The organism is Nakamurella sp. A5-74 (assembly GCF_040438885.1).
GTDB lineage: Bacteria > Actinomycetota > Actinomycetes > Mycobacteriales > Nakamurellaceae > Nakamurella.
Genome location: NZ_CP159218.1, coordinates 3,184,742 through 3,206,934, shown reverse-complemented (window position 1 = coordinate 3,206,934; position 22,193 = coordinate 3,184,742). Strand labels below are relative to the sequence as shown.

The following is a 22,193-nucleotide window of genomic DNA, read 5'->3' as shown; positions in this document are numbered from 1 at the left end:
ATCAATTCACTAAATCATCAATTCAGGAGTGGCGATGGCCGATCTGAGTGCCGACAGCGAATTCCGGCCGCTGTACGAGGTCAAGGCAGATCTGTTCAAGGGGCTGGCGCACCCGTTGCGGATCCGGATCCTCGAACTGCTGTCGGCGGCGGACGAGGTTCCGGTGAGCACCCTGTTGGCCGAGACGGGGCTGGAGGCCTCTCACCTGTCCCAGCAGCTGGCGGTCCTGCGGCGTCACCGGTTGGTGCTCTCGGAACGCCGGGCGAGCCAGGTTTTCTGTCGGCTGGCGTACCCGCAGGTGGCCGACCTGCTGCGGATCGCTCGTGAATTGCTGGGCCAGATCGTTGCCGGGAGCGGGGACCAGCTGCGCGTTGTCCGAGCCCTCCCGCCCGTCGGTGCGGCATTCCCCGAGCACGACCGATGAGGGTCGCAGGAGCGCTCCGAGGACTGTTGACGTTGGCGCCCTCGCGTGCGGACTACCGAGCGGTGCCGACATCCTGGCGGCCCGACCTGATGGCTGGTCTCACCGTGGGTGTGATCGCGCTGCCCCTGGCGCTCGCTTTCGGCATCAGCTCCGGAGCGGGTCCACAGGCGGGGCTGGTGACGGCGATCGTGGCCGGCATCGTCGCAGCGGTCTTCGGCGGCTCGGCGGTGCAGGTGTCCGGCCCGACCGGTGCCATGGTCGTCGTGCTGGCGCCCGTCGTCGCCGCCCACGGAGTCGGATCGGTCGCAGTGCTCAGCGTGATGGCGGGGATCCTGGTCGTGGTCGCGGGATTCCTCCGGCTGGGCAGGGTGATCGCCTACATCCCGTGGCCGGTGATCGAGGGCTTCACTCTCGGTATCGCCGTCGTCATTGCGCTGCAACAGATTCCGGCTGCCGTCGCGGCGCATGGCGCTGCGACCAATGCTGCGGTCGCGGCCGTCCAGGCCATCGCATCCGCAGACCCGGTATCGGCGATGTGGGCACTGGCGACTGCTGCTGCGGTGGCGCTGGTGATGGAGGTGGGTCGCCGGTTCACCCCCCGGCTCCCGTCGTCCGTCGTGGCCATCGGCGTCGTGACGCTGGTCGCGATGCTGGTGTCGGCTCCGTTGGCGACCATCGGTGGGCTCCCGGCCGGTCTCCCCGTGCCGGCGTTGCCGCATGCGTCGCTGCAGATGGTGTTCTCGCTGCTCGGTCCGGCGTGCACGGTGGCGATTCTGGCGGCCATCGAGTCGCTGCTGTCGGGACGGGTGGCGGCATCGATGGCGGACAACGGGCCCTTCGATGCCGACCGGGAGCTGGTCGGCCAGGGGCTGGCATCCGTGGCCGCCGGAATCTTCGGGGGGATGCCGGCCACCGGTGCGATCGCCCGGACGGCAGTGAACGTCCGCAGCGGCGCGCGTTCGCGGCTGGCGGCGGTGGTCCATGCACTGGTGCTCCTGGTGTTGGTGCTCTTCGCAGGGTCGCTCGTCGCGCACATCCCGCTGGCGGCACTCGCCGGAGTGCTGGTGGTCACTGCGGCCCGGATGATCACCGGGCCGACGTTGCGCGCCGTCCTGGGCGCCGGGTCGAGCACCTGGATGCCCTTCGCCGTCACCGCGATCGTCACCGTTTCCTTCGACCTGATCGATGCGGTCGCGATCGGGGTGGTGGTGGCCGTCGTCCTGGTGCTGCGCACCCTGGCCCGCACGAACGTCGCCCATCGCGAGGAGCTCCCCGACCACGTCCCGGGTGATGAGCGGATCGCATTGTTCCGCATCGACGGATCCCTGTTCTTCGGCGCCGGCGAGCGGATCTCCGCCAGCGTGGGAGCGGCTGACGACGTACAGGTGGTGATCCTGCGGCTGTCGCAGCTGCAACTGTTCGACGCGACCGGAGCCCGGCAGCTCGCCGAGCTGGTCCGGCAGCTGGAGCGGCGCGGCATCACCGTCATCCTCAAGGGCATTCGCCCGGAGCATCATCGGCTGGCGGTCAGTCTCGGAGTGGTCTCGTCGTTGCGCCACGAGGCGCACCTGACCACGGACCTCGGGGCAGCGATCGCCCATGCCCGGTCGCACGTGCGCCGGGCAGCCGCGGAGGCAGTCGGGGGTGTGGCGGCGCTGACGCGATCAACCTTACTGATCAGTAACTCGCCCACGGCAACCGGCTGATCGGCGTGCATAGTGGAGAGACCAGCACCTCCCGGACCAGGAGATCGGACGATGATGACCGGCACCCAGACAAGCTCCGCCGAACGCCTGCCGAGCGACTTCTATTGCTTCCAGGACATGCTCACCGACACCGAGCAGCAGCAGGTGCTCAAGATCCGGGAGTTCTTCGAGTCCCAGGTGGCGCCGATCGTCGACGAGTACTGGTTGGCCTCGGACTTCCCGCACCAGTTGATCCCCGGACTCGCCGAGCTGGGCGTCTTCGGATCCGCACTCCCCGAAACCCGTCGGTTCGAGACCAGCGCCGTCGCCCGCGGCTGGATCGCGCTGGAGATGGCCAGGGTCGACGCCGGCTGCGCGACCTTCGTCGGCGTCCAGAACGGGCTGTCGATGGGGTCGATCGACGTCGGCGGCTCCCGGGAGCAGAAGCAGCGTTGGCTCCCCGCGATGGCCAAGGGCGAGCTGCTGGGCGCATTCGGACTCACCGAGCCGTACTCCGGTTCGGACTCGGCCAAGGGACTGCGGACCGTCGCCCGCCGCGACTCAGGTGGCTGGGTCCTGGACGGCGCGAAACGCTGGATCGGCAACGCCACGTTCTCCGACTTCGTCATCATCTTCGCCAAGAGCACCGAGGACGGTGAGGTGAAGGGTTTCGTCGTGCCGACGGATGCGGAAGGCTTCACCGCCACCAAGATCGAGAACAAGATCGCGCTGCGGACGGTGCAGAACGCCGACATCACCCTCACCGGTGTCCGGGTCCCCGAGGAGAACCGGCTTGCCGGCATCGAGAGCTTCCGCGACGTTGCGACCGTGCTGCGGCTGACCCGCTGCGACGTCGCCTGGCAGGCCATCGGGATCTCGGTGGGTGCCTACGAGGCAGCAGTGACGTATGCCAAGGAACGTGAACAGTTCGGCAAGCCGATCGGTGCCCATCAGCTGGTGCAGGACCTGTTGGCCAGGTGCCTGGCCAACATCACGGCGAGCATCGCGCTCTGTGTCCGGGCTTCGACGCTGCTGGACGAAGGACGGCAGCGGGACGAGCACTCGGCGCTGGCGAAGTCGTTCGCCACCTCCCGGATGCGGGAGACCGTCGGGTGGGCCCGGGAAGTACTGGGCGGCAACGGCATCGTGCTGGACAAGGGCGTCGCCCGGTTCTTCGCCGATGCCGAGGCGATCTACTCCTACGAGGGCACCCGCGAGATGAACTCGCTGATCGTCGGACGCTCGATCACCGGGTTCAACGCCTTCGTCTGAGCCTGTCCCGTCGAGCGGGGCCCTGCTGAGCGGACTCGTCAGCGCAGCCGGAGCTTCATCCCGACGTGGCTGGCCTCGAAGCCGAGCCGCTCGTAGAAGCGGTGCGCGTCCGCGCGACTGCGGTCGGTGGTGAGCTGCACAAGGGCCGCGCCGTCCGTACGTGCGCGGTCGATGGCCCACTGCAGGTACCGGCCGCCCAGGCCCTGACCGCGGGTGGTCTCCGAGACGCGGACCGCCTCGATGATCACCCTGGTCGAACCCAGCCGGGACAGACCGGGAACGGTGGTCAGCTGCATCGTCCCGATCACACTGCCGTGCTGCACCAGCACGGTCAGCAGCTGACGGGGGTCGCCGGCGATGTCGTCGAACGCCGCGAGGTAGCGCGGGTCGCCCGGGTCCTGCTCTCGGCCGGCCCCCAGCTGGTCGGCCCTCAGCAGTTCGACGATGCGCGGAACGTCCTGCGCTGCAGCACGTTCGACGCGCACGCCGCTGCCGAGGTCGGCGAGCAGTTCACGGCCCGTTCCATCGATCATCGGACCAGCGAATCACACCGGGGTCAGACCTCAGGGCGCGGGGGCCTCGGCATCCAGATCGACCGGCGGTTCGGCGCCGTCCCTCTCGTCCCGGTCGGCCCACTCGATCAGCGCGCTCAGGTCGAAGACCGCCTCGTCGATGCCGGCGTGCAGGTCACCGAGTTCCGCGAAGCGTTGCGGCACAGTCCGAATGGTGAAATCGCGCGGGTCGGCATCGTCGATCTCGTCCCACCGGATGGGGGTGGACACCCGGGCATCCGGAACGCCGCGAACCGAGTAGGCGGCGGCGATCGTGTGGTCGCGGGCGTTCTGGTTGTAGTCGACGAACAGCGCCGCCGGATCCCGGTCCTTGCGCCACCAGGTGGTGGTCACGTCGTCCGGGGCTCGTCGCTCCACCTCGCGGGCGAACGCCAGTGCGGCACGGCGGACCTCCTGGTGCCCGAACTCGGGGTGGATCCGGACGTAGATGTGCATCCCGGAACCGCCGCTGGTCTTGGGGAACCCGACGGCCCCGAGTTCGTCGAGCACGTCGCGGGCGACGTGCGTCACTCGCCGCACCTGCGCGTAGCTGGACTCCGGGCCGGGATCGAGATCGATCCGCCACTCGTCCGGCTTCTCGACGTCCGCACGCCGGGAGTTCCAGGGGTGGAACTCGACCGTCGACATCTGCGCGCACCACAGCACATCGGCGACCTTGGTGACGCAGACCTCGTCCGCAGTTCGCTTGTACCGGGGGAAGAAGACCTGCACGGTTTCCAACCACGGCGGTGCTCCGTGCGGAATGCGCTTCTGGTGCACCTTGTCTCCGGCCAGGCCGGTCGGGAAGCGGTGCAGCATGCACGGGCGATCGCGCAGGGCGTTGACGATGCCGGGGCCGACGGCGAGGTAGTACTCGACCAGCTCGCGCTTGGTGGCGCCGATATCCGGGAAATAGATCCGATCCGGGTTGCTGATGCGCACAGCCAAGCCGTCGGACTCGAGCTCGATCGCCGGGGAGCTGCCGGAAGTGGCCACGGGCGCCACCGTAGCCGGTGCCGCGTCGGACGAACCAGCAATGGAGAGGATCGACGCCGCTGGGTGCGCCCGACCGGTCGCCGGTCCCCCTCGGCCATCAGTCCGGCAGGGTCGGCATCGAGTAGCCGGTGTTGCGGCCGACGAGTACTCCGCGCCGGACGGCATCGGTGCCGAACTTGCTCCGGATCGCGTCGACGGCGGAGTCGATGGCCGGGCCGGGGATGTCGTCGAAGGGCAGGGTCGGCTGGTCGTCGTCCTCGATGTTGGTGACGGCGATCCCCACCAACGTGATGCCTCGATCGACGATCAGCGGGCGCGCCGCAGAGATCAGGCCGCGGACTGCAGCCAGGATCTCGTCGGTGGAATCGGTTGCGCTGCTCAGCGTCCTGGACCGGGTGGCCCGATCGAAGTCGGCGAACCGCAGGCGCAGCACCACTGTTCGCCCCGCCCGCTCCGCCTTGCGCATCCGGCCGGTGACGCGTTCCACCAGGGCGATCAAGGTCGCGTCGATCTCGGCGACGGTGTGCACGCCGCGACCCAGGGCCCGCTGGGCGCCGATGGAGCGCCGGCGCCTGCCGACCGTCACCCGGCGCGGGTCGCGCAGATTCGCCAGGTCCAGCAGATGGCGCCCGCCGTGGGGACCGAGCAGTGACGTCAGGGTCGGAAGGTCGGTGACCGCGAGTTGGGCGACGGTGTCGATGCCGACGGCATGCAGTTTGGTGGACGTCACCTTCCCGACACCCCAGAGGCGTTCCACCGGGAGCGGGTGCAGGAAGGCGCGTTCGCCCTCGACGGGAACCACGAGCAGGCCGTCGGGTTTCGCTGCGGCCGAGGCGACCTTGGCCAGGAACTTGGTCCGTGCGATCCCGACCGTGATCGGCAGACCGACTTCGTCCGCCACCCGACGGCGCAGCCGCTCGGCGATCCACGGGGCCGAGCCCACGCTGCGACGCAGTCCGCGGACGTCCAGGAAGGCTTCGTCGATGGAGATGCCCTCGACCAGCGGGGTGGTGTCGCGGAAGATCTCGAACACCTTGCGGCTCGCCTCGGAGTACGCGGCGAACCGGCCGGGGACGACGATCAGACCGGGGCACATCGCCCGCGCCTGGGCGCCCCCCATCGGGGTGCGGATGCCGAATGCCTTGGCCTCGTAGCTGGCAGCGACGATGATGCCGCCGCCGACCGCAACGGGCCGGCCGCGCAGCTTCACATCGTCGCGCTGTTCGACGGAGGAGAAGAACGAGTCGAGGTCGGCATGCAGGATCCCGGGGGGCTCCTCGAAACCTTCGGTGGGAGATCGCGACACGAACACATGTTCGCATCCGGCGCCGACAGCGGGGAAGAGGTCGGCGTGGTGCGCAACGGCCCCGAACCTCGCAGGAGGTCCGGGGCCGCTGGGGAGGGCGGATGAGCGTCAGGCGGTCAGTGCCTCCGCCGGACTCACGGCCGCGATGCCGTGCGCCTCGCCGACGGCGAGGTTGGTCAGGGTGCCCCGGTGCGAGTGCAGCCCGGCGGCCAGCGCCGCGTCCGCGGTGCTCGCGGCCCGCCAGCCGTGGCTCGCCACGGCGGTGACGTACGGCAGGGTGGCATTGGTGAGCGCGAACGTCGACGTCCGGGCCACCGCTCCCGGCATGTTCGCAACGCAGTAGAAGACCGAGTTGTGCACGGTGAAGGTCGGCTCCGCGTGGGTGGTCGGTCGGGTGTCCTCGAAGCAGCCGCCCTGGTCGACCGCGATGTCCACCAGCACCGATCCCGGCTTCATCTGCGAGACCAGCTCGTTGGACACCAGCTTCGGAGCCTTGGCGCCGGGCACCAGGACGGCGCCGATCACCAGGTCGGCGGTGCGCAGTTCCTCGGCGATCGAGAACGCGGTCGAGGCGAGGGTCCGCACGGCTCCACCGAACTGGACGTCGAGGCGTCGCAACGTCGGGATCGAGAGGTCCAGGATGCTCACCTCGGCACGCATACCGAGTGCGATCTCCGCTGCGTGCATCCCCGAGACGCCGCCGCCGAGGACGACGACCTTGGAGTTGGTGACGCCGGGGACACCGCCGAGCAGCACACCGCGACCGCCCTCGTTGCGCATCAGGTGGTAGGCGCCGACCTGGGGGGCCAGGCGACCGGCGATCTCGCTCATCGGCGCGAGCAGCGGCAGCGAGCGATCGGGCAGCTGCACGGTCTCGTAGGCGATGGAGGTCGTTCCGGACGACAACAGCACATCGGTCAGCGGGCGGTCGGCCGCCAGGTGCAGGTAGGTGAACAGGGTCAGATCGTCGCGCAGCCGGTGGTACTCGGCGGCGATCGGCTCCTTGACCTTGATCACCAGTTCGGCGTCGGCCCAGACCTGATCGGCTGCGCGCTCTGCATCGCCCCCACCGTCAACGATCGTCGCGCCCGCGGCTGCGTATTCCTCGTCGGTGATGAGGGAACCCATCCCGGCCCCGGCCTGCACCGAGACCGCATGGCCGGCGGCGACGAGGTGGTGGGCACCCGCGGGGGTCAGCGCGACCCGGTACTCGTGGTTCTTGATCTCGCTGGGGACGCCGATGCGCATGGGACTTCCTCGGATCTCGACGGTGACTGGCAGTCGCTCGGCTGCAGTGGGCCCGCAGATCGACTGAATCGTCGGAGCGGTTCACGAGCGGCCGATGATCAAAGTATGAATATGACGCCGATCGACCGCCAGCTGAACAGCCGAAGATTCGCTAGAATCGCTCTGTGTCAGTGGAAAGTTCGAAATCACACCGCGGCGGCGCGGGTCGATCGAAGGATGTTCGGGCGGGCGCAGCGCACCTGGCCGATCGCCCGGATGTGCGCTCGGATGACGTCGACCGGGACATCCTGCGGGTGCTCGCCGCGGACGGCCGGATCGCCAACAATGCGCTCGCGGAACGTGTCGGGATAGCAGCCTCGACCTGCCTCGCACGGGTGCGCGCGCTCCGCGAGAGCGGGGCGATCCGCGGGATCCATGCCGATGTCGATCCGGCGGCGCTGGGGCTCCCGCTGCAGGCGATGATCGCGGTGCGGGTGCAGTCGGGCTCGCGCAGCCACATGATGGCCTTCGCCGACCACATCCGGCGACGGCCGGAGGTGCGCAACGTCTACTTCCTGGCCGGCGCCGACGACTTCCTGGTGCACGTGACCGCCGCCGACAGCGCTGCGCTGCGGGAGTTCGTGGTGGACGCACTCTCCGCGCGTCCCGAGGTGGCGCTCACCGAGACCAACTTGATCTTCGAGCACCTCCGCGGCGCGGGGTTGCCGGGATGAGCCTGCTGAGTTGTCCCGCGGGTCGGGAGCTGGTGGGAACAGTGACCAGGAAATGGACGCCGATCGCCATTTCCGCAGGAGCACCTGCCGAAACGCTCGTCGAAGGCCACTTCCTCGTCAGGCGTGCTGTGGACGAGGTGTGCGGGTGCCGGAAGCGGTGCCGGCTGAGGATTCTGCAGAAGCGTCTGCGGGTTTGCTCGGGCGGCCGTTCTGCGTCATTGGGCGGTCCGGCGAGTGCTGTCCGGTCATCGCGCACCGGCCCCCGTCCGTGCCGCGCCGTGAGCTAGTCGCCCAGGACTGTCCCGTCGGGCACGGTGCCGGGAGAGTCGCGCTCGGCGAGCACGGCATCGCCGCGGGCAGTGACCTCGGCGCCGAAGGTCCAGTCGCCGCGGACGGTCAGCGAGCGCGCGTGCCGGAGCGACGGCGGACCGGCGGGGAAGCGCTGCTCGAAGCCCTTGACCAGCTTGAAGAATCGGCTGTCCAGGTCGACCAGTGGATCGTCGGCGCCGGCAGGCAGGTCGGACACCAGCCGACCACGCTCGTCGAGGCGGTAGACGTCCGAACGCACGAGCAGCAGGTCGTTCGTCGTCTTCACCGGCAGGAACCGGCTGCGCGGGACCTGCAGGGCGACGGCGCCGTCGAACACCTCGACCGCGGCGCCCATCGCCGACTCGATCTGGATCACCGGCGTGGACGAGGAATCGCTGGGGTCGACCGTCTTCGCATTCCGGATCAGCGGCAGACCCAGCACGCCGTCGCGTTCGGTCAGCGTGTCGGCGAGCACCCGCAGGTCGAACCAGAGGTTGTTGGTGTGGAAGTAGCGATGCCGGGTTATGTCGTCGGCGAGGGCGACCTCCTCCTTCGGGGTCTGTGCGGTCTCGCGGAGCACCAGCCGGCCGTCCGCCTTGCGCACCACCAGGTATCCGCCCTTGACGTCGGCGGCGGTACGGGTGCAGACCTCGGCAGCGTACGGCGCCCCTGATGCGGCGAACCAGCCGGCGATCCGCGGATCCGGTGCTGCGCCGAGGTTGTCCGAGTTCGACACGGATGCGTACCGGAAACCCTTGTCCAACAACGCTTCCAGGATGCCGGAGGTGCTCAGTGCTGTGTACAGGTCGCCGTGCCCGGGCGGGCACCACTGCATCGACGGATCCGCCGGCCACTGCGCCGGCGTGAGATCGTCCGCCCGCAGCTTGGGCTCGCGGTTCTGCAGGAAGTCGGCCGGCAGACCGTCGATCGCGAGCTCCGGGTACCCGGCCAACGTCCGCAGGGTGTCGTCGCGGGTGCGGAAGGAGTTCATGAACACCAGTGGCAGGGCGACGTCGTGCGTCTGCCGCAGGTGCAGCACCTGCCGGACGATGACGTCCAGGAAGCTCAGCGCGCCCCGGACCGGGAGCAACGACTTCGCCTGCTCCATCCCCATCGACGTCCCGATGCCGCCGTTGAGCTTGATGATCGCGGTCTGTGCGAGCGCTGAGCGCTGCTCGTCGTCGCCGATCTGCACGTCCGCCAGCGCGGTGACGTCCTGCAGCGGGTCGATGTCGGCCTCGTGCACCATCCCGGTCGCACCGGACTCCAGATCCCGGTAGAACCGGGAGAACACCGCGATGGCCTGGGGCGGCAGCCCGTCGGCGGCCATCAGTTCCTGGGCCTGACGCAGTCCCTCGTCGCTCATGGCGGCAAGGGTAGGGGACGCGGTGGGTACCCGCCGACACCACCCGACCGGATCCCGGGGGACCGGTCCGGCCACGTCCCGCCCTCACACCGCGCACCCGAGCCCGCGAGGGCTCGGGGAGCAGTGCTCAGCCGCTGGCCAGTCCGATGAGCCGCGCGGCCTTGAGTTCAGTCTCGGCCCATTCGGCCTGCGGATCGGAGGCCCAGGTGATCCCGGCGCCCGTGCCGAAGGCGATCGTCCCGGCAGACCGGATGAAGGTGCGGATACCGACCGCCAGGGCTGCCGTACCGCGGTCGGCGTCGACGAAACCGAAACACCCGCAGTAGGGACCGCGCGGGGTGGGTTCCAGCCTGCTGATCACCTGGAGAGCACTGATCTTGGGTGCCCCCGACACTGATCCCGGCGGGAACGTCGCCCGCAGGAGATCGCCCCAGCCGAGCCCGGGGCGCAGGCGGGCAGCGACGGTGGACACCAGGTGGGCCAGGCCCGGATGCTCCTCCCGGGCGAGCAGGGAGGTGACCCGTACCGATCCGGCGACCGCGACCCGGGAAAGGTCGTTGCGCACCAGGTCGCAGATCATCACGTTCTCCGGGAAGTCCTTGTCGGCGAACGGTTCTCCCGGCGCCGCCGTGCCCTTGACCGGCGCCGAGACCAGCCGATCACCGTCGCGCCGCAGGAACAACTCCGGCGACGCGCTCACCACCCAGTCGGCGCCCAGGTCGAGCATCCCCGACCACGGCGCCGGGTTGCTCCGCAGCAGGCGCGCGCTCAGCCCGGCAGGGTCCGCCCCGGTGTCGTCGGCGGACAGGATCCGGCAGAGGTTGACCTGATAGACGTCGCCGGCTGCGATCGCCTCCCGGATGAGCTGCACGCCGGTGCGGTACTGCTGCGCCGAGAGGGACGAGCGCCAGGCCGTCCGGTCCGGTCCGAGCCAGCCCGGTGGAGCGGTGGTCGGGTGGTGCATCGTGCTGACCCGTTCGAACCGGTAGCCGGTGAGTCGTCCTTCGAACGTCCCGACCACGGCCCACCAACCGCTGCCGTCCAGCACCTCGGGTCGGACCTGCAGGTCGACGACCTCGACGAGACCCTCGGCTGCGAGTGGCCCGAAGACGGCTCGTGCAGGGCGGGAGCCACCGACCCGGAGCGCGGGGGAGTGAGCCACCGGAAGGGGCCTGGTACCGGTTCCGCGCATGGGAGGAATGTACGGCGCGGGCTCTAGACTCACCCCGGGTGACGAGGTCGTGCTCGTCCCGGAAGTGCGATGCGGCGCGTGAGATGCGTGGGCAGGGAGCGGGGAATCGTCATGACCGAACCGGGGGCGGTCGGCGGGGTCGGGACAGGCGCCGCAACGGGGACCTCCGAGCAGGACGCCTCGGACCGGATCTGGACGATCCCCAACGCGCTGTCGATCCTCAGGCTCCTGGGCGTGCCGTTGTTCCTGTGGCTGCTGCTCGGACCGCAGGAGGACGGCTGGGCGCTCGTCGTGCTCGTGGTCAGCGCGTTCACCGACTGGGCAGACGGCAAGCTCGCCCGGCTGCTGGGCCAGTACTCCAAGCTCGGCGAGTTGCTGGATCCGGCCGCCGACCGGCTGTACATCTTCGCGACGCTGATCGCCTTCGTCATCCGCGGGATCATCCCCTGGTGGGCCGCTGCCCTGCTGATCGCGCGTGACGTCGTCCTCGGTCTCGCGATCCCCGTGCTCCGCCGACACGGTTACCCGCCGCTGCCGGTGCACTACCTGGGCAAGGCGGCCACCTTCTGCCTGCTGTATGCCTTCCCGCTCCTGTTGCTGGCGCAGGGCGAGGCACTGATCCAGCGGATCGCTGAGCCGTTCGGGCTGGCCTTCACCGTCTGGGGCATGGGCTTGTACCTCTGGGCCGGTGCGCTGTACCTGCGGCAGGTGATCTGGGTGATCCGAAGGACGCCGGTGCGGCTGTCGTGGGGGCAGGCGCTGCGACCTGATTCCTCGATGGTCTCGACCGCGCCGGTGGGCAAGCCTGCCCGGAGCGCCGGTGGCTGACCACCGCCCGCAGGAACCCCGGGAGCCGCGGGAACCCGGGGGGCCGCGGGAGCCGCAGGAGCCGCAGGAGCTGCCGGAGCCGTTGGAGCTGCCGGAGTCCGACGCGGTCCCCCGACAGACCAGGGCGCCGAGCGGTTCCAGCACCGACACCTCACCGCGGGAGTTCGGTCTGGCCTGGCTGCAGGGCATGGCCAACGATGCGCTCGACCCCGGTTATGCGGCTGCTGCCCGACGCCGCTCGCCGACGACCCCGGGCTCGGGAGCGCGGCGACACGCACCGTCCACCGCGGTGCGGCTGGCCGTCGCGATGCTGGTGGCCGGACTGTCCGTCGGCATCGCCGTGGGGTGGCGACATTTCACGGCCCCCGCCGATGCGAAGGCCCGCTCGGCCGTCCTGCAGGACGTTCGGGTCGCGCAGTCCCGGCAGGACGTGTTGGCGGCCAGGGCCGAGGAACTCGATGCGCAGATCCGCGGGCAGCAGATGCTCGCCGGTGCGGGCGGTCCGCTCCGTTCGGTCACCGCGCTCCGTGACGACGCCGCGCTCACCGCCGTCACCGGTCCTGGGGTGCAGTTGACGGTCGACCAGGCCGACAGCACCACGCCGATCCTCGACCGTGACCTGCAGTTCCTGGTCAATGGGCTCTGGGAGGCCGGTGCCGAGGCGGTCTCGGTCGGCGGGGTGAGACTGCGTTCCACCTCGGCGATCCGGCAGGCGGGTGGCGCGATCCTGGTCGACAACCGGCCGGTCTTCTGGCCGATCACCATCGACGCGATCGGCGACCCGGAGGCCGTCCAGGTGGCGCTGGTGTCGACCGCCGGTTACGGCCGGATGCTCTCGCTCAAGTCCAACTACGGCGCCGGGTTCACCGTGGCCACCGTCGGGTCCCTGACGTTGCCGGGGGGCGGTACCGCCGAGCTGCGCTACGCGGACGTGCCCACCAGCACCTCCACCAGTACCTCCACCAGCGCGTCCACCGCCGATCGGTCCACCGACGTGCCGACCGAGAACGAACCGGAGCCCACGCGATGACCGAACCGAAAGCACCGCTGGACACCGACAGCGCGGCACACCCCGCAGCGGGACGATGGTCGGCGATCGTCTTCGCGGTCGTCGCGTTGCTGGCCGGCGCCGTCATCGGTCTGCTGGCGTCGCCGTCGGTGCCCGACTGGCTCGCCCCGTACCTGCCGATCGCCGTCGTTGCCGCGCTGGACGCGCTGTTCGGCGCGCTGCGCGCCTTCCTGCAGCGGGTGTTCGACTCCCGGGTGTTCGTGGTGTCGTTCATCGGGAACGTCCTGGTGGCAGCGCTGATCGTCTTCCTCGGTGATCAGTTGGGTGTCGGCTCGCAGCTGTCGACGGCGGTCGTCGTCGTGCTCGGCATCCGGATCTTCGCCAACGTCGCCGCGATCCGCCGTCAGGTCTTCCACGCATGAGGGGCCGGCGGGACGCAGCGCGGGACGGGCCGTCGACGGCCGGTACGGCGGCAGCCCACACGTCTCACGGCACGCCCCGCCGCAGGCGTTCCGTGACAGCGGTCGTCGCCTTCGTCCTCGTCGCGCTGCTGGGTTTCGGTTTCGTCACCCAGCTGCGCAGTACCGCCGCCGGCGACAATCTCGAAGCCCTGCGCTCCGACGATCTGGTGCAGATCCTCGATGGCCTGCAGCAGCGCGAGGACGATCTGAATGCCGAGATCCGCACCCAGGAGGTGACCCTGCAGGGACTGCTCGCCGGCGGGGCGAGCTCCGGGGAGGCACTGGCCGAAGCGCGGAAGCAGGCCTCGGAGCTGGAGATCATCAACGGCGTCGCGCCCGCCACCGGGCCTGGCATCACCCTGCGGATCGGCGATCCGGCCCGTGCGGTGAGCCCGGAGTTCCTGCTCGACACCGTCCAGGAGCTCCGCAACGCCGGCGCCGAGGCGATCCAGATCGGCTCGGTGCGGATCGGTGTCGACTCCGCGTTCGTCGGGGCTGCGGCCTCCCTGCAGATCGACGGCAAGCCCATCAACCGACCGATCAGCGTGAAGGCCATCGGCGAGCCGGCCACGCTGGCCGCGGCCATGTCGATTCCCGGCGGAGTGGTCGACTCCGTCCGCCGGGTCGGTGCGACCATCGACGTCGGCCAATCCCGGTCGATCAGCATCACCGCCTTGCGGACGCCGCGAGCCCCGATCTACGCTCGCCCGGCTGGATGACCCCGGTGATGTCCGGGCGGGCGACCCGACCGTCAGCGCCGATACCGTCGCTGCGCCGGGCCGGTCCGAGTTCGTTCCCCGATCCGTTGATGAGGAAGGCACGTCTGTGATCCCTGAGGACCTGCAGTACAGCTCCGACCACGAGTGGGTCCGCACCACGTCCGGCGACGCCGTCCGGATCGGCATCACCGACTTCGCGCAGGGAGCGCTGGGCGACATCGTGTACGTCCAGTTGCCCGACCTGGGCAGCACCTTCAGCGCAGGCGACACCATCGGCGAAGTCGAATCGACCAAGTCGGTGTCCGATCTCTTCGCGCCCGTCGGCGGCACGATCGTGACGCGCAACGAGGCACTCGATGCGGCCCCCGAGACGGTCAACTCCGATCCCTACGGTGACGGCTGGATGGTGGAGATCCAGCTCGACGATCCGGCCGAACTGGAGAGCCTGATGGACGCAGACGCGTACGGCAACCAGGTCGGCGGCGAGTAGGGCCGCACAGCCCGCGCTGCCCGCACCCGTTCACGGCGAATGCGAGTGGCACCGGGTCCCATCGCGCGGAACCCGGTGCGGCGCAGAGCATTCAGCGCTGGTTGACCGCGTCCCGCCAGGCCACCAGATCGCGGACCTTGCCGTAGTCGAGCTCCTCGTCGAGGGCCACCGTGAACAGCCGGGTGCCCACGTCGTAGAGCTCCTGGGCGTTTCCGGGGTAATCGCTGACGACCTCGGGCGCACGTCCCGGGGTGAACGCGACCCCGGCGCTGCGCTCGATCTCCCGGGGGTCGCGGCCGATCTCCGCGCAGCGCTCGTCGAGCACTGCGTGCTTGTGCGCGATCACCTCCGGCTCGCCGAAGCCGTGCCAGATGTCGGCATGGCGGGCCACGATGCGCAGCGTCTTCTGCTCGCCGCCGCCGCCGATCAGCACCGGGATGTCGCGCACCGGTGCAGGGTTCAGTGCGGCCCACCGCTGTTCGATCAGGGGCAGGTCGCGTGCCAGCGCGTCCAGCCGGCCGCCCGCGGTCCCGAACTCGTAGCCGTACTCGGTGTAGTCGCGCTCGAACCAGCCGGAGCCGATGCCCAGGATGAACCGGCCCTCCGACAGGTGATCGATGGTGCGGGCCATGTCCGCCAGCAACTGGGGATTGCGGTAGCTGTTGCACGCCACCAGCGGTCCGAGTTCGACCCGCTCCGTGGCCTCCGCCCAGGCGGCCAACAGGGTGAAGCATTCGTAGTGCAGGCCGTCCGGTTCGCCCGAGAGTGGGAAGAAGTGGTCCCAGTTGAAGATGATGTCGACGCCGACGTCCTCCAGATCGGCGCAGGCCTGCCGCATGTTGGCGATCGAACGGTGTTGCGGCTGGATCTGGACGCCGACCCGGGCCGGTCGGTCGGGGGAGGTGCCGACCGGGTGCGTGTCGGCGGAGGCGGCAGGGGTATCGATCGGGGAAGGGGTCCGGGATGTGCTCACGATGCTGAATGTAGCGCCGCCGGGTCAGCCGGTCCCGGTGAACACCGACCGTCGCCCACCCGTGACATGAGATCCACCGGGCGCGGTAACCTCGACCGCACGGTCTGCGTGGGTCCGGCTGCCTCGCCGGGGCGCGTCCCGCGCGGGTCCTGCAGTACGGTCAGTACCTCGGGGCCGGCGATCGCCGCCCGTATCTTGCGGGGTGGGTTCGCCATCCCTGGTCCGCGGCTCGTCCGGGTCGCGGTCGCCAGCGCTGAAGGGAGCGACGGTATGTCACACGTCGACAACACGCCGCCCGGGTCCTCGGGGTCCCCGCAGGGATCGGCCGGCTCCGACGCTGCCACCACCTCGATCTTCAAGGCCGTCACGGTCGGCGATCCCGAGCGTCCCGGCGAGCAGACCCTGACCGGTCTGGACGCCCTGCGGCCGGGCACCGCGCTGCTGGTCGTCAAGCGTGGTCCGAACGCCGGGTCGCGCTTCCAGCTCGACGTCCCGTTGGTGACGGCGGGTCGTCATCCCGAGAGCGAGATCTTCCTCGACGACGTGACCGTGTCGCGTCGGCACGCCGAGTTCCGACGGGTCGACGGCGGTTTCGAGGTCAGCGACACCGGCTCGTTGAACGGCACCTACGTGAACCGTGAACCGATCGAGAGCTCTCTGCTGGTCAACGGCGACGAGGTGCAGATCGGCAAGTTCCGGTTGGTCTTCCTGACTGCCGACGCGGCCGCGGCCGGCGGCGCCGCGGCCCAGCAGTGACCGCAACTCGATGACCGCAGCGGGCCTCCCCGCCGGGCAGTCGTGGAGCATCGGCGCCGTACTGGCCCGCTTGAAGCCGGACTTCCCGGAAGTGACGATCTCCAAGATCCGATTCCTCGAGACCGAAGGTCTCATCACCCCGGAGCGCACTCCGGCCGGGTATCGACAGTTCAGCCCGGCCGACATCGAACGGCTGCGGTTCGTGCTCACCGCCCAGCGCGATCACTACCTGCCGCTCAAGGTGATCAAGGATCAGCTGGATGCCCGCTCCCGTGGCCTGGAGCCGGCCACCCCGTCGCCGCGCCTTCCCCGATCGTTGGGGATCGCGATCGGTCCGGACACGACCGAAGTCGGTGTCGACACCCACCTGCGGATGACGAGGGTCGAACTCCTCGCGGCATCCGGGCTGACCACCGAGCAGCTGCGTGACGTCGAGTCGTTCGGACTGGTCTCGATCGGCGCAGGTGGTTGGTACGGGGCGGAGGCCGCGCAGATCGCCGCTGCCGCCGCCGAACTGTTCGCAGCCGGGCTCGAAGCCCGTCATCTCCGCCCGCTGCGGACGGCCGCCGACCGGGAGGCAGCGATGATCTCGCAGATGGTCTCCGCGCAGGCGCGGCAGAAGGATCCCGACGCGCGGGAGCGGGCCGAGGCCATGGCAGCCCAGTTGGCCGGCACCGTGTTGCGGCTGCATGCGACGTTGGTCCGGGCGGGGTTGCGGCGCGACCTCAGTGGCTGAATGCCACCTCCGGCCGGCCCCGATCGGCAACGGTCTCGCGTGTACCGTCATGGGAAGAATCGAACACCCGGATCGGCACCCTCGGGAGGGAACATGATCGAGATGCGGGTCGTCGGCGTCCGCGTCGAAATCCCTTCCCGGCAGCCGATCCTGGTGCTCAGCGAGAAGGATGGACCCCGGAGCCTGCCCATCGCGATCGGCAGCTCGGAGGCCACGGCCATCGCCATGCACCTGCAGGGCATGCGTCCGCCCCGGCCGCTCACCCACGATCTGCTCGGGCAGGTGATCCTCGCGCTCGGGCGGGCGCTGCAGGAGGTGCGGGTCGTCGACTTCCGGGACGGCACCTTCTACGGGGAGCTCGCATTCGACGACGGCACGGCGGTCTCCGCGCGGCCCTCGGATGCCGTGGCGCTCGCGGTGCGGTTGGACTGCCCGGTGTTGGTCTCGGAGGAACTGCTCGACGAGGCCGGCATCGTGTTGGAGGACGAGGATCCGGACGACGAGGGCACCGAGGTCATCTTCGAGGCCGACGCGGAGCCGGGCGTCGACCCGGACGAGGAAGTACAGGCCTTCCGCGAGTTCCTGGACTCCGTCTCACCCGAGGACTTCGGACCCGAGCAATCCTGAGCCGGCGTCGCCGGCGCGACGGCGACCCTAAGCCTCAAGTCAAGGTCGAGGACACGCCGGTCGGATCGTTGACCCGGGGCAGCCACCGGCCTACCGTCGAGACAAGTCACACGCGTGTGATCACCAGCGTGTCATTCATCGGCGCCGGTCGTCGGTGACAGTCGTCGACTGTCAGGCGTCTGAGTGCCAGTCCCGTCCAGTGCGAGTCCCGTTCAGTGCGAGTCCCGATCAGTGCCAGTCCATTCAGTCCCGGTACGCCAGAGGTGCCGCGGAGTCCGAAGTGCCGCAGAGAGGCAGCGCGATGCGCGAGAGTCAGCAGGGTGCGCTGTTCCCGAACGATGCAGTTCCGGACGAGTACACCGGGTACCGCGGGGCCACCGCCTGGCAAGCCGCGGGGATCACCTACCGCCAGCTGGACTACTGGGCGCGGACTTCTCTGGTGGTGCCCACCATTCGCAGCGCGTCCGGCTCCGGGTCGCAGCGGCTCTACTCCTTCAAGGACATCCTGGTTCTCAAGGTGGTCAAACGGCTGCTCGACACCGGTGTCTCGCTCCAGAACATCCGGGTGGCGGTCGAGCACCTGCGCAAGCGCGGCGTCGAAGACCTCGCAGGAGTCACCCTCTTCTCCGACGGCACCACCGTGTACGAGTGCACCTCGCCCGAAGAGATCGTCGATCTGCTGCAGGGCGGGCAGGGCGTCTTCGGGATCGCTGTCGGCGGTTCGATGCGCGAGATCACCGGCACACTTGCCGAGTTCCCGGCCGAGCGACTCGACGGCGACACCGTCGTGGCGGCCGAGCAGCGAGGCTCGGACGAGCTCGCCGCCCGCAGGCAGGCCCGTAGCGCCGGCTGATCCAACACCGCTCCTCGAACGTCCGCGCCCTGGCGCCGACGTCTCCATCGACACCACCGCTGGGCCCCGGCCCGGCGGTGGTGTCATGTCTGAGGTGTGTCGTCTCCATGGAGGCCGACGGTCGTACCCGGCGGGTCGGCAGCTTGCGCCGGACGGAGACCGGGTGGAACAGCGATTAAAAGTTCGTTAGGCGCACTAACGAGTTAGCATGAAAGCCATGAGCACATCCCGCACCGTCCCGTCGCGTGCCACCGAACTGACCAGATCGGATGACGATGTCGCCCGCATCCGGCGGGCCGTGCTGGTGCTGGCACGGCGGTTGCGTCAGCAGGCGTCCGGCGACACGCTGTCGGCCACCGAGATGAGCGTGCTGGGGCGGATCCTGCGGGGCGAGGCGAACACCCCGGGGCGATTGGCGAAGGCGGAGCACGTGCAGCCCCCGTCCATGACCAAGGTGCTGGAGCGCATCGAGCAGCTCGGCTTCATCGGCCGCCGCCCGCATCCGGACGACGGCCGTCAGCAACTGTTGAGCATCACCGCGCAGGGGACCGAGTTCATCGAACGGACCCGCGAGCAGCGCACCCGGTGGCTGTCCGAACACATCGACGCGTTGTCCGCGGCCGAGCGCACGGCGCTCGGCCGCGCAGTCGACGCCCTGGAGAAGCTGGCGGACCTGCCGTGAGCACGCCCTCTCGACCCGCTGACACCGCGCCCACCGCGGCCCTGGAGCCCGCTGTCGAGGCGGTCCCCGGCGATCATCCCGCGGCTGCGCCCACGCCCGAAGTCGCCAGGATCACGCTGTTCGCCTCCCTCCGGGTGCGCAACTACCGGCTGTACTTCCTCGGCGGATTGATCTCGAACAACGGCACCTGGATGCAGCGGATCGCCCAGGACTGGCTGGTCTTCTCGCTCACCGGTTCGTCCTTCGCGGTCGGTATCACCACGGCGCTGCAGTTCGGTCCCATGCTGTTCCTCGGCCTGTTCGGTGGGTTGCTCGCGGACCGTTTCCCACAGCGTCGGCTGCTGCTGATCTCCCAGTGCATCCTCGCGGCCCTGGCAACCACGCTGGCGGTGCTCACGCTGACCGGGTCGATCACGGTGGGCGCCATCTACCTGATCGCCCTCGGGCTGGGGCTGGCGACGGTGATCGACAATCCGGCCCGGCAGAGCTTCGTCGGCGTCATGGTCCCGGCCTCGCTGATGCGCAACGCGGTCTCGCTGAACACCGGCAACTTCCAGCTCGCGCGGCTCACCGGCCCGGCGATCGCCGGCCTGCTGATCGCCTGGATCGGGCCGGGCTGGGCGTTCGCGTTCAACGCGGTGTCGTTCCTCGCCGTCATCACCGGGTTGCTCATGATGCGCACGTCGGAGCTGCAGGCATCGCCCCGCGCCGCTCGTGGCAAGGGTCAGCTGCGGGAGGCGCTCCGCTACGTCAAGGACCGCCCGCACCTGGTCTGGACGATCGCGCTGGTCTTCTTCATCGGGACGTTCGGGTTCAATTTCGCGATCATCCTCACGGCCTACGTCGGCAACGTCTTCCACGGCGGCGCCGGTCTGTACGGCTTTCTCAACTCCGTGATGGCCCTGGGTTCGTTGGGCGGGGCGCTGCTGGCCGCCCGTCGCTCGACGGCAACCCTGCGGCTGCTGTTCGCCATCGCTGCCGTCTTCGCCGGGATGCTGGTCCTGCTGGGCCTGACCCCGTGGTTGCCGCTGTTCTGCGTGCTGCTGGCGCTCACCGGGATGGCCGGGGTCAGCTTCAACAGCCTGGGCAACTCGTCGGTGCAGCTGGCGACCGATCCGATGCTCCGCGGCCGGGTGATGAGCCTCTACTTCCTGGTGCTGATGGGATCGACCCCGATCGGATCGCTGATCGTCGGCTGGATCACCGAGCACTGGGGCGCGCCGATCGCGCTGATCATCTCCGGCTCGGTCTGTCTGCTGGCCAGCATCGGGTGTGCGGCCCTCGCCGCCCGTCAGGCCGGCCTGACGGTGAGCGTCGACCCGCGTCCTGGGCATCGCCACCTGGTGGTCGAGCCGCGCGCCGCCTGAGACTTCTCAGTCCAGCAGTGCTTGGGCAGCCACGGTGACGGCAATGCCGCCGACGCCCAGGATGAGGGCCCAGGTCGTCGAACCGGTGAGCCACGCAGCTGCCGCGGCGAGCAGGATCAGCCCGCACCCCAGGACGAGGCGCCCCGCCAGACCCAGCCGGTGGTCCGCATCCGGCGACATCCACCTGGACCACACGGCGACCAGGGCGACGACGGCGATCACCACACCGATCCAGCCCCCGACCGGGCCGACGATCCTGCTGCCGAGCCGGTGACCGACGACGCCCCAGGTGATCCCCAGTGCGATCTCGACAGCGAAGGCACCCGTGCCGGCGATCCAATCGAGCGGGGTCTCGAGTGCGCCGGAGTTCCGGCGAGCGGCGGCGGACGTGGCTGCAGCAGAGGGGGTCATGGATCAAGTGTGAGCAGTGCTCTCGGAAAATGCAAGAGCATTGCTCTCGTTCGTCTGACGGCGAGCGACGAGACCGTTTCAGATGGCCGGTCGCTCCCCGAGCGCGGCTGCTGTGTACGCATCGATCTCCGCGAGGAGCGTGCGCTTTCCGGGGACGTCCAGGAAGGACGCGTCCACGGCGTTCTTCGCCAGTGCGGCAATCCCACGCTCGTCCAGGTCGAGCAGCGCGGCAGCGATCCCGTACTCGCGACTCAACGTGGTGCCGAACATCGGCGGATCGTCGGAGTTGATGGTGACCGTGACGCCGGCGTCGACGAACGCGCGCAGCGGGTGCTCCGCGTAGGAGGCGACGGCGCGGGTGGCGATGTTGGACGTCGGACACACCTCGAGCGGGATGCCATGGGCCACCAGGTGTTCCAGCAGCGCCGGATCCTGCGCGGCGGACGTGCCGTGCCCGATGCGCTCGGCCCGGAGGTACTCCAGCGCATCCCAGATGGTCCGTGGCCCGGTTGTCTCACCGGCGTGCGGAACGGAGTGCAGACCTGCGGCGCGGGCCCGCTCGAAAGCCGGTGCAAACAGGGGGCGGGTGGTACCGATCTCCGGGCCACCCAGGCCGAACGCGACCAGCGCTGCCGGCCCCCGTTCGACGGCGATGGCGGCGGTCGCCACGGCTGCGTTCTCGCCGATCTCGCCCGGGATGTCGAAGATCCAGCGCAGCACGATGCCGAAGTCGCGTTCGGCGCTCACCCTGGCGTCCTCGATCGCCTCCAGGTAGCCCTCGATCGGTACCCCGGCCAGCACCGAGGTGTACGGCGTGCAGGTCAACTCGGCATAGCGGATCTGTTGTGCCGCCATGTCCCTGGCCACCTCGTAGGTGAGCAGTCGGACGTCCTCGGGGGTGCGGATCAGATCCACCGTCGCCAGGTAGAGATCGATGAAGTGGGCGAAATCGGTGAACGTGTAGAACTGCGCCAGCGCCGCAGGATCGGACGGAATCCGGCCGCCCGGATGTCGGGCCGCCAGATCCGCGACGATCCGGGGCGATGCCGAGCCCACGTGGTGGACGTGCAACTCGGCCTTCGGCATCCCGTCGATGAACGTCTGCAGCGCCGGGTCGGGGTGCGGCACCACCGGGCCGGGGGTGGGGTCCGTGGAGGCGGATCTGATCGGGCTGTCCATGGAGGACATTCTGCTGCACCATCGGCGACGCGCGCGGGGA

General features: G+C 69.6%; 24 protein-coding genes. 15 read left to right on the top strand and 9 right to left on the bottom strand.

The features are described 5' to 3' along the window. Positions 1 to 34 precede the first annotated feature (34 nt). Genes ABLG96_RS14760 through ABLG96_RS14750 form a run of 3 tightly spaced genes read left to right on the top strand, consistent with a single transcriptional unit; the run spans position 35 to position 3,381 of the window. Complete coding sequence (locus tag ABLG96_RS14760) at positions 35 to 424, top strand: metalloregulator ArsR/SmtB family transcription factor (RefSeq protein ID WP_353648117.1); 390 nt, start codon at positions 35 to 37, stop codon at positions 422 to 424. Continuing rightward, a complete protein-coding gene (locus ABLG96_RS14755) occupies positions 421 to 2,130 on the top strand; it encodes a SulP family inorganic anion transporter (protein ID WP_353648116.1) in 1,710 nt (569 codons plus the stop codon). Before ABLG96_RS14760 ends, ABLG96_RS14755 begins: the two co-directional genes overlap by 4 nt. A gap of 51 nt (positions 2,131 to 2,181) precedes the next feature. Beyond that, positions 2,182 to 3,381: an acyl-CoA dehydrogenase family protein gene (locus ABLG96_RS14750; protein ID WP_353648115.1), complete on the top strand. Its 1,200-nt coding sequence runs from the start codon at positions 2,182 to 2,184 to the stop codon at positions 3,379 to 3,381. A gap of 38 nt (positions 3,382 to 3,419) precedes the next feature. On the opposite strand, the gene ABLG96_RS14745 is transcribed toward ABLG96_RS14750, so the two are convergent. From ABLG96_RS14745 to ald, 4 genes are all read right to left on the bottom strand, one after another. Then, on the bottom strand, positions 3,420 to 3,914 hold the full coding sequence (locus tag ABLG96_RS14745; protein WP_353648114.1) for a GNAT family N-acetyltransferase: 495 nt from the start codon (positions 3,912 to 3,914) through the stop codon (positions 3,420 to 3,422). A gap of 30 nt (positions 3,915 to 3,944) precedes the next feature. Beyond that, a complete protein-coding gene (gene ligD, locus ABLG96_RS14740; RefSeq protein ID WP_353648113.1) occupies positions 3,945 to 4,928 on the bottom strand; it encodes a non-homologous end-joining DNA ligase in 984 nt (327 codons plus the stop codon). Between the two features lie 97 nt (positions 4,929 to 5,025). Next, positions 5,026 to 6,234, bottom strand: a complete 1,209-nt coding sequence (dinB, locus tag ABLG96_RS14735; protein ID WP_353648112.1) for a DNA polymerase IV — start codon at positions 6,232 to 6,234, stop codon at positions 5,026 to 5,028. Positions 6,235 to 6,342: 108 nt separating this feature from the next. Then, complete coding sequence (gene ald / locus ABLG96_RS14730; RefSeq protein WP_353648111.1) at positions 6,343 to 7,482, bottom strand: alanine dehydrogenase; 1,140 nt, start codon at positions 7,480 to 7,482, stop codon at positions 6,343 to 6,345. A gap of 239 nt (positions 7,483 to 7,721) precedes the next feature. Between ald and ABLG96_RS14725 the strand changes: the two genes are divergently transcribed. Then, positions 7,722 to 8,195, top strand: a complete 474-nt coding sequence (locus ABLG96_RS14725) for an Lrp/AsnC family transcriptional regulator (protein WP_353651522.1) — start codon at positions 7,722 to 7,724, stop codon at positions 8,193 to 8,195. A gap of 283 nt (positions 8,196 to 8,478) precedes the next feature. Here the strand turns inward: ABLG96_RS14725 and ABLG96_RS14720 are convergent, their stop codons facing one another. Both ABLG96_RS14720 and ABLG96_RS14715 read right to left on the bottom strand, forming a co-directional pair. After that, positions 8,479 to 9,870 (bottom strand): UTP--glucose-1-phosphate uridylyltransferase, encoded by a 1,392-nt coding sequence (locus tag ABLG96_RS14720; protein WP_353648110.1) that lies wholly within the window; start codon positions 9,868 to 9,870, stop codon positions 8,479 to 8,481. Positions 9,871 to 9,997: 127 nt separating this feature from the next. Next, positions 9,998 to 11,062 (bottom strand): anthranilate synthase component I family protein, encoded by a 1,065-nt coding sequence (locus tag ABLG96_RS14715; RefSeq protein ID WP_353648109.1) that lies wholly within the window; start codon positions 11,060 to 11,062, stop codon positions 9,998 to 10,000. A 111-nt stretch (positions 11,063 to 11,173) separates the two neighbouring features. Between ABLG96_RS14715 and ABLG96_RS14710 the strand changes: the two genes are divergently transcribed. The 5 genes from ABLG96_RS14710 (at position 11,174) to gcvH (ending at position 14,569) form a co-directional block, all read left to right on the top strand. Next, positions 11,174 to 11,890 carry a CDP-alcohol phosphatidyltransferase family protein gene (locus ABLG96_RS14710; protein WP_353648108.1) on the top strand — a complete coding sequence of 239 codons (717 nt, stop codon included), beginning with the start codon at positions 11,174 to 11,176 and terminating at the stop codon, positions 11,888 to 11,890. Further along, positions 11,883 to 12,920: a DUF881 domain-containing protein gene (locus ABLG96_RS14705; protein WP_353648107.1), complete on the top strand. Its 1,038-nt coding sequence runs from the start codon at positions 11,883 to 11,885 to the stop codon at positions 12,918 to 12,920. Before ABLG96_RS14710 ends, ABLG96_RS14705 begins: the two co-directional genes overlap by 8 nt. Next, entirely contained in the window at positions 12,917 to 13,321 is a 405-nt protein-coding gene (locus ABLG96_RS14700) for a small basic family protein (RefSeq protein WP_353648106.1), read from the top strand. Before ABLG96_RS14705 ends, ABLG96_RS14700 begins: the two co-directional genes overlap by 4 nt. 92 nt (positions 13,322 to 13,413) lie before the next feature. Beyond that, on the top strand, positions 13,414 to 14,079 hold the full coding sequence (locus ABLG96_RS14695; RefSeq protein ID WP_353648105.1) for a DUF881 domain-containing protein: 666 nt from the start codon (positions 13,414 to 13,416) through the stop codon (positions 14,077 to 14,079). A gap of 106 nt (positions 14,080 to 14,185) precedes the next feature. Next, positions 14,186 to 14,569 (top strand): glycine cleavage system protein GcvH, encoded by a 384-nt coding sequence (gene gcvH / locus ABLG96_RS14690; protein WP_353648104.1) that lies wholly within the window; start codon positions 14,186 to 14,188, stop codon positions 14,567 to 14,569. 91 nt (positions 14,570 to 14,660) lie between these two features. Here the strand turns inward: gcvH and ABLG96_RS14685 are convergent, their stop codons facing one another. Beyond that, positions 14,661 to 15,515, bottom strand: a complete 855-nt coding sequence (locus ABLG96_RS14685; protein ID WP_353651521.1) for an LLM class F420-dependent oxidoreductase — start codon at positions 15,513 to 15,515, stop codon at positions 14,661 to 14,663. 297 nt (positions 15,516 to 15,812) lie between these two features. On the opposite strand from ABLG96_RS14685, the gene ABLG96_RS14680 reads away from it, so the two are divergent. The 6 genes from ABLG96_RS14680 to ABLG96_RS14655 all read left to right on the top strand — a co-directional run bounded on the left by ABLG96_RS14680 (position 15,813) and on the right by ABLG96_RS14655 (position 20,563). Next, positions 15,813 to 16,298 carry an FHA domain-containing protein gene (locus ABLG96_RS14680; protein ID WP_353648103.1) on the top strand — a complete coding sequence of 162 codons (486 nt, stop codon included), beginning with the start codon at positions 15,813 to 15,815 and terminating at the stop codon, positions 16,296 to 16,298. 10 nt (positions 16,299 to 16,308) lie between these two features. Then, on the top strand, positions 16,309 to 17,034 hold the full coding sequence (locus ABLG96_RS14675) for a MerR family transcriptional regulator (protein ID WP_353648102.1): 726 nt from the start codon (positions 16,309 to 16,311) through the stop codon (positions 17,032 to 17,034). Positions 17,035 to 17,127: 93 nt separating this feature from the next. Next, on the top strand, positions 17,128 to 17,661 hold the full coding sequence (locus tag ABLG96_RS14670) for a bifunctional nuclease family protein (protein WP_353648101.1): 534 nt from the start codon (positions 17,128 to 17,130) through the stop codon (positions 17,659 to 17,661). 301 nt (positions 17,662 to 17,962) lie between these two features. Further along, on the top strand, positions 17,963 to 18,514 hold the full coding sequence (locus tag ABLG96_RS14665; RefSeq protein WP_353648100.1) for a MerR family transcriptional regulator: 552 nt from the start codon (positions 17,963 to 17,965) through the stop codon (positions 18,512 to 18,514). Between the two features lie 217 nt (positions 18,515 to 18,731). Further along, positions 18,732 to 19,196 (top strand): MarR family transcriptional regulator, encoded by a 465-nt coding sequence (locus tag ABLG96_RS14660; RefSeq protein ID WP_353648099.1) that lies wholly within the window; start codon positions 18,732 to 18,734, stop codon positions 19,194 to 19,196. After that, positions 19,193 to 20,563 carry an MFS transporter gene (locus ABLG96_RS14655; protein ID WP_353648098.1) on the top strand — a complete coding sequence of 457 codons (1,371 nt, stop codon included), beginning with the start codon at positions 19,193 to 19,195 and terminating at the stop codon, positions 20,561 to 20,563. The genes ABLG96_RS14660 and ABLG96_RS14655 overlap by 4 nt, the downstream gene beginning before the upstream one ends. A gap of 6 nt (positions 20,564 to 20,569) precedes the next feature. Here the strand turns inward: ABLG96_RS14655 and ABLG96_RS14650 are convergent, their stop codons facing one another. Continuing rightward, on the bottom strand, positions 20,570 to 20,974 hold the full coding sequence (locus tag ABLG96_RS14650) for a DUF2568 domain-containing protein (RefSeq protein ID WP_353648097.1): 405 nt from the start codon (positions 20,972 to 20,974) through the stop codon (positions 20,570 to 20,572). 78 nt (positions 20,975 to 21,052) lie between these two features. Next, positions 21,053 to 22,060 (bottom strand): adenosine deaminase, encoded by a 1,008-nt coding sequence (locus ABLG96_RS14645; protein WP_353651520.1) that lies wholly within the window; start codon positions 22,058 to 22,060, stop codon positions 21,053 to 21,055. Positions 22,061 to 22,193 lie beyond the last annotated feature (133 nt).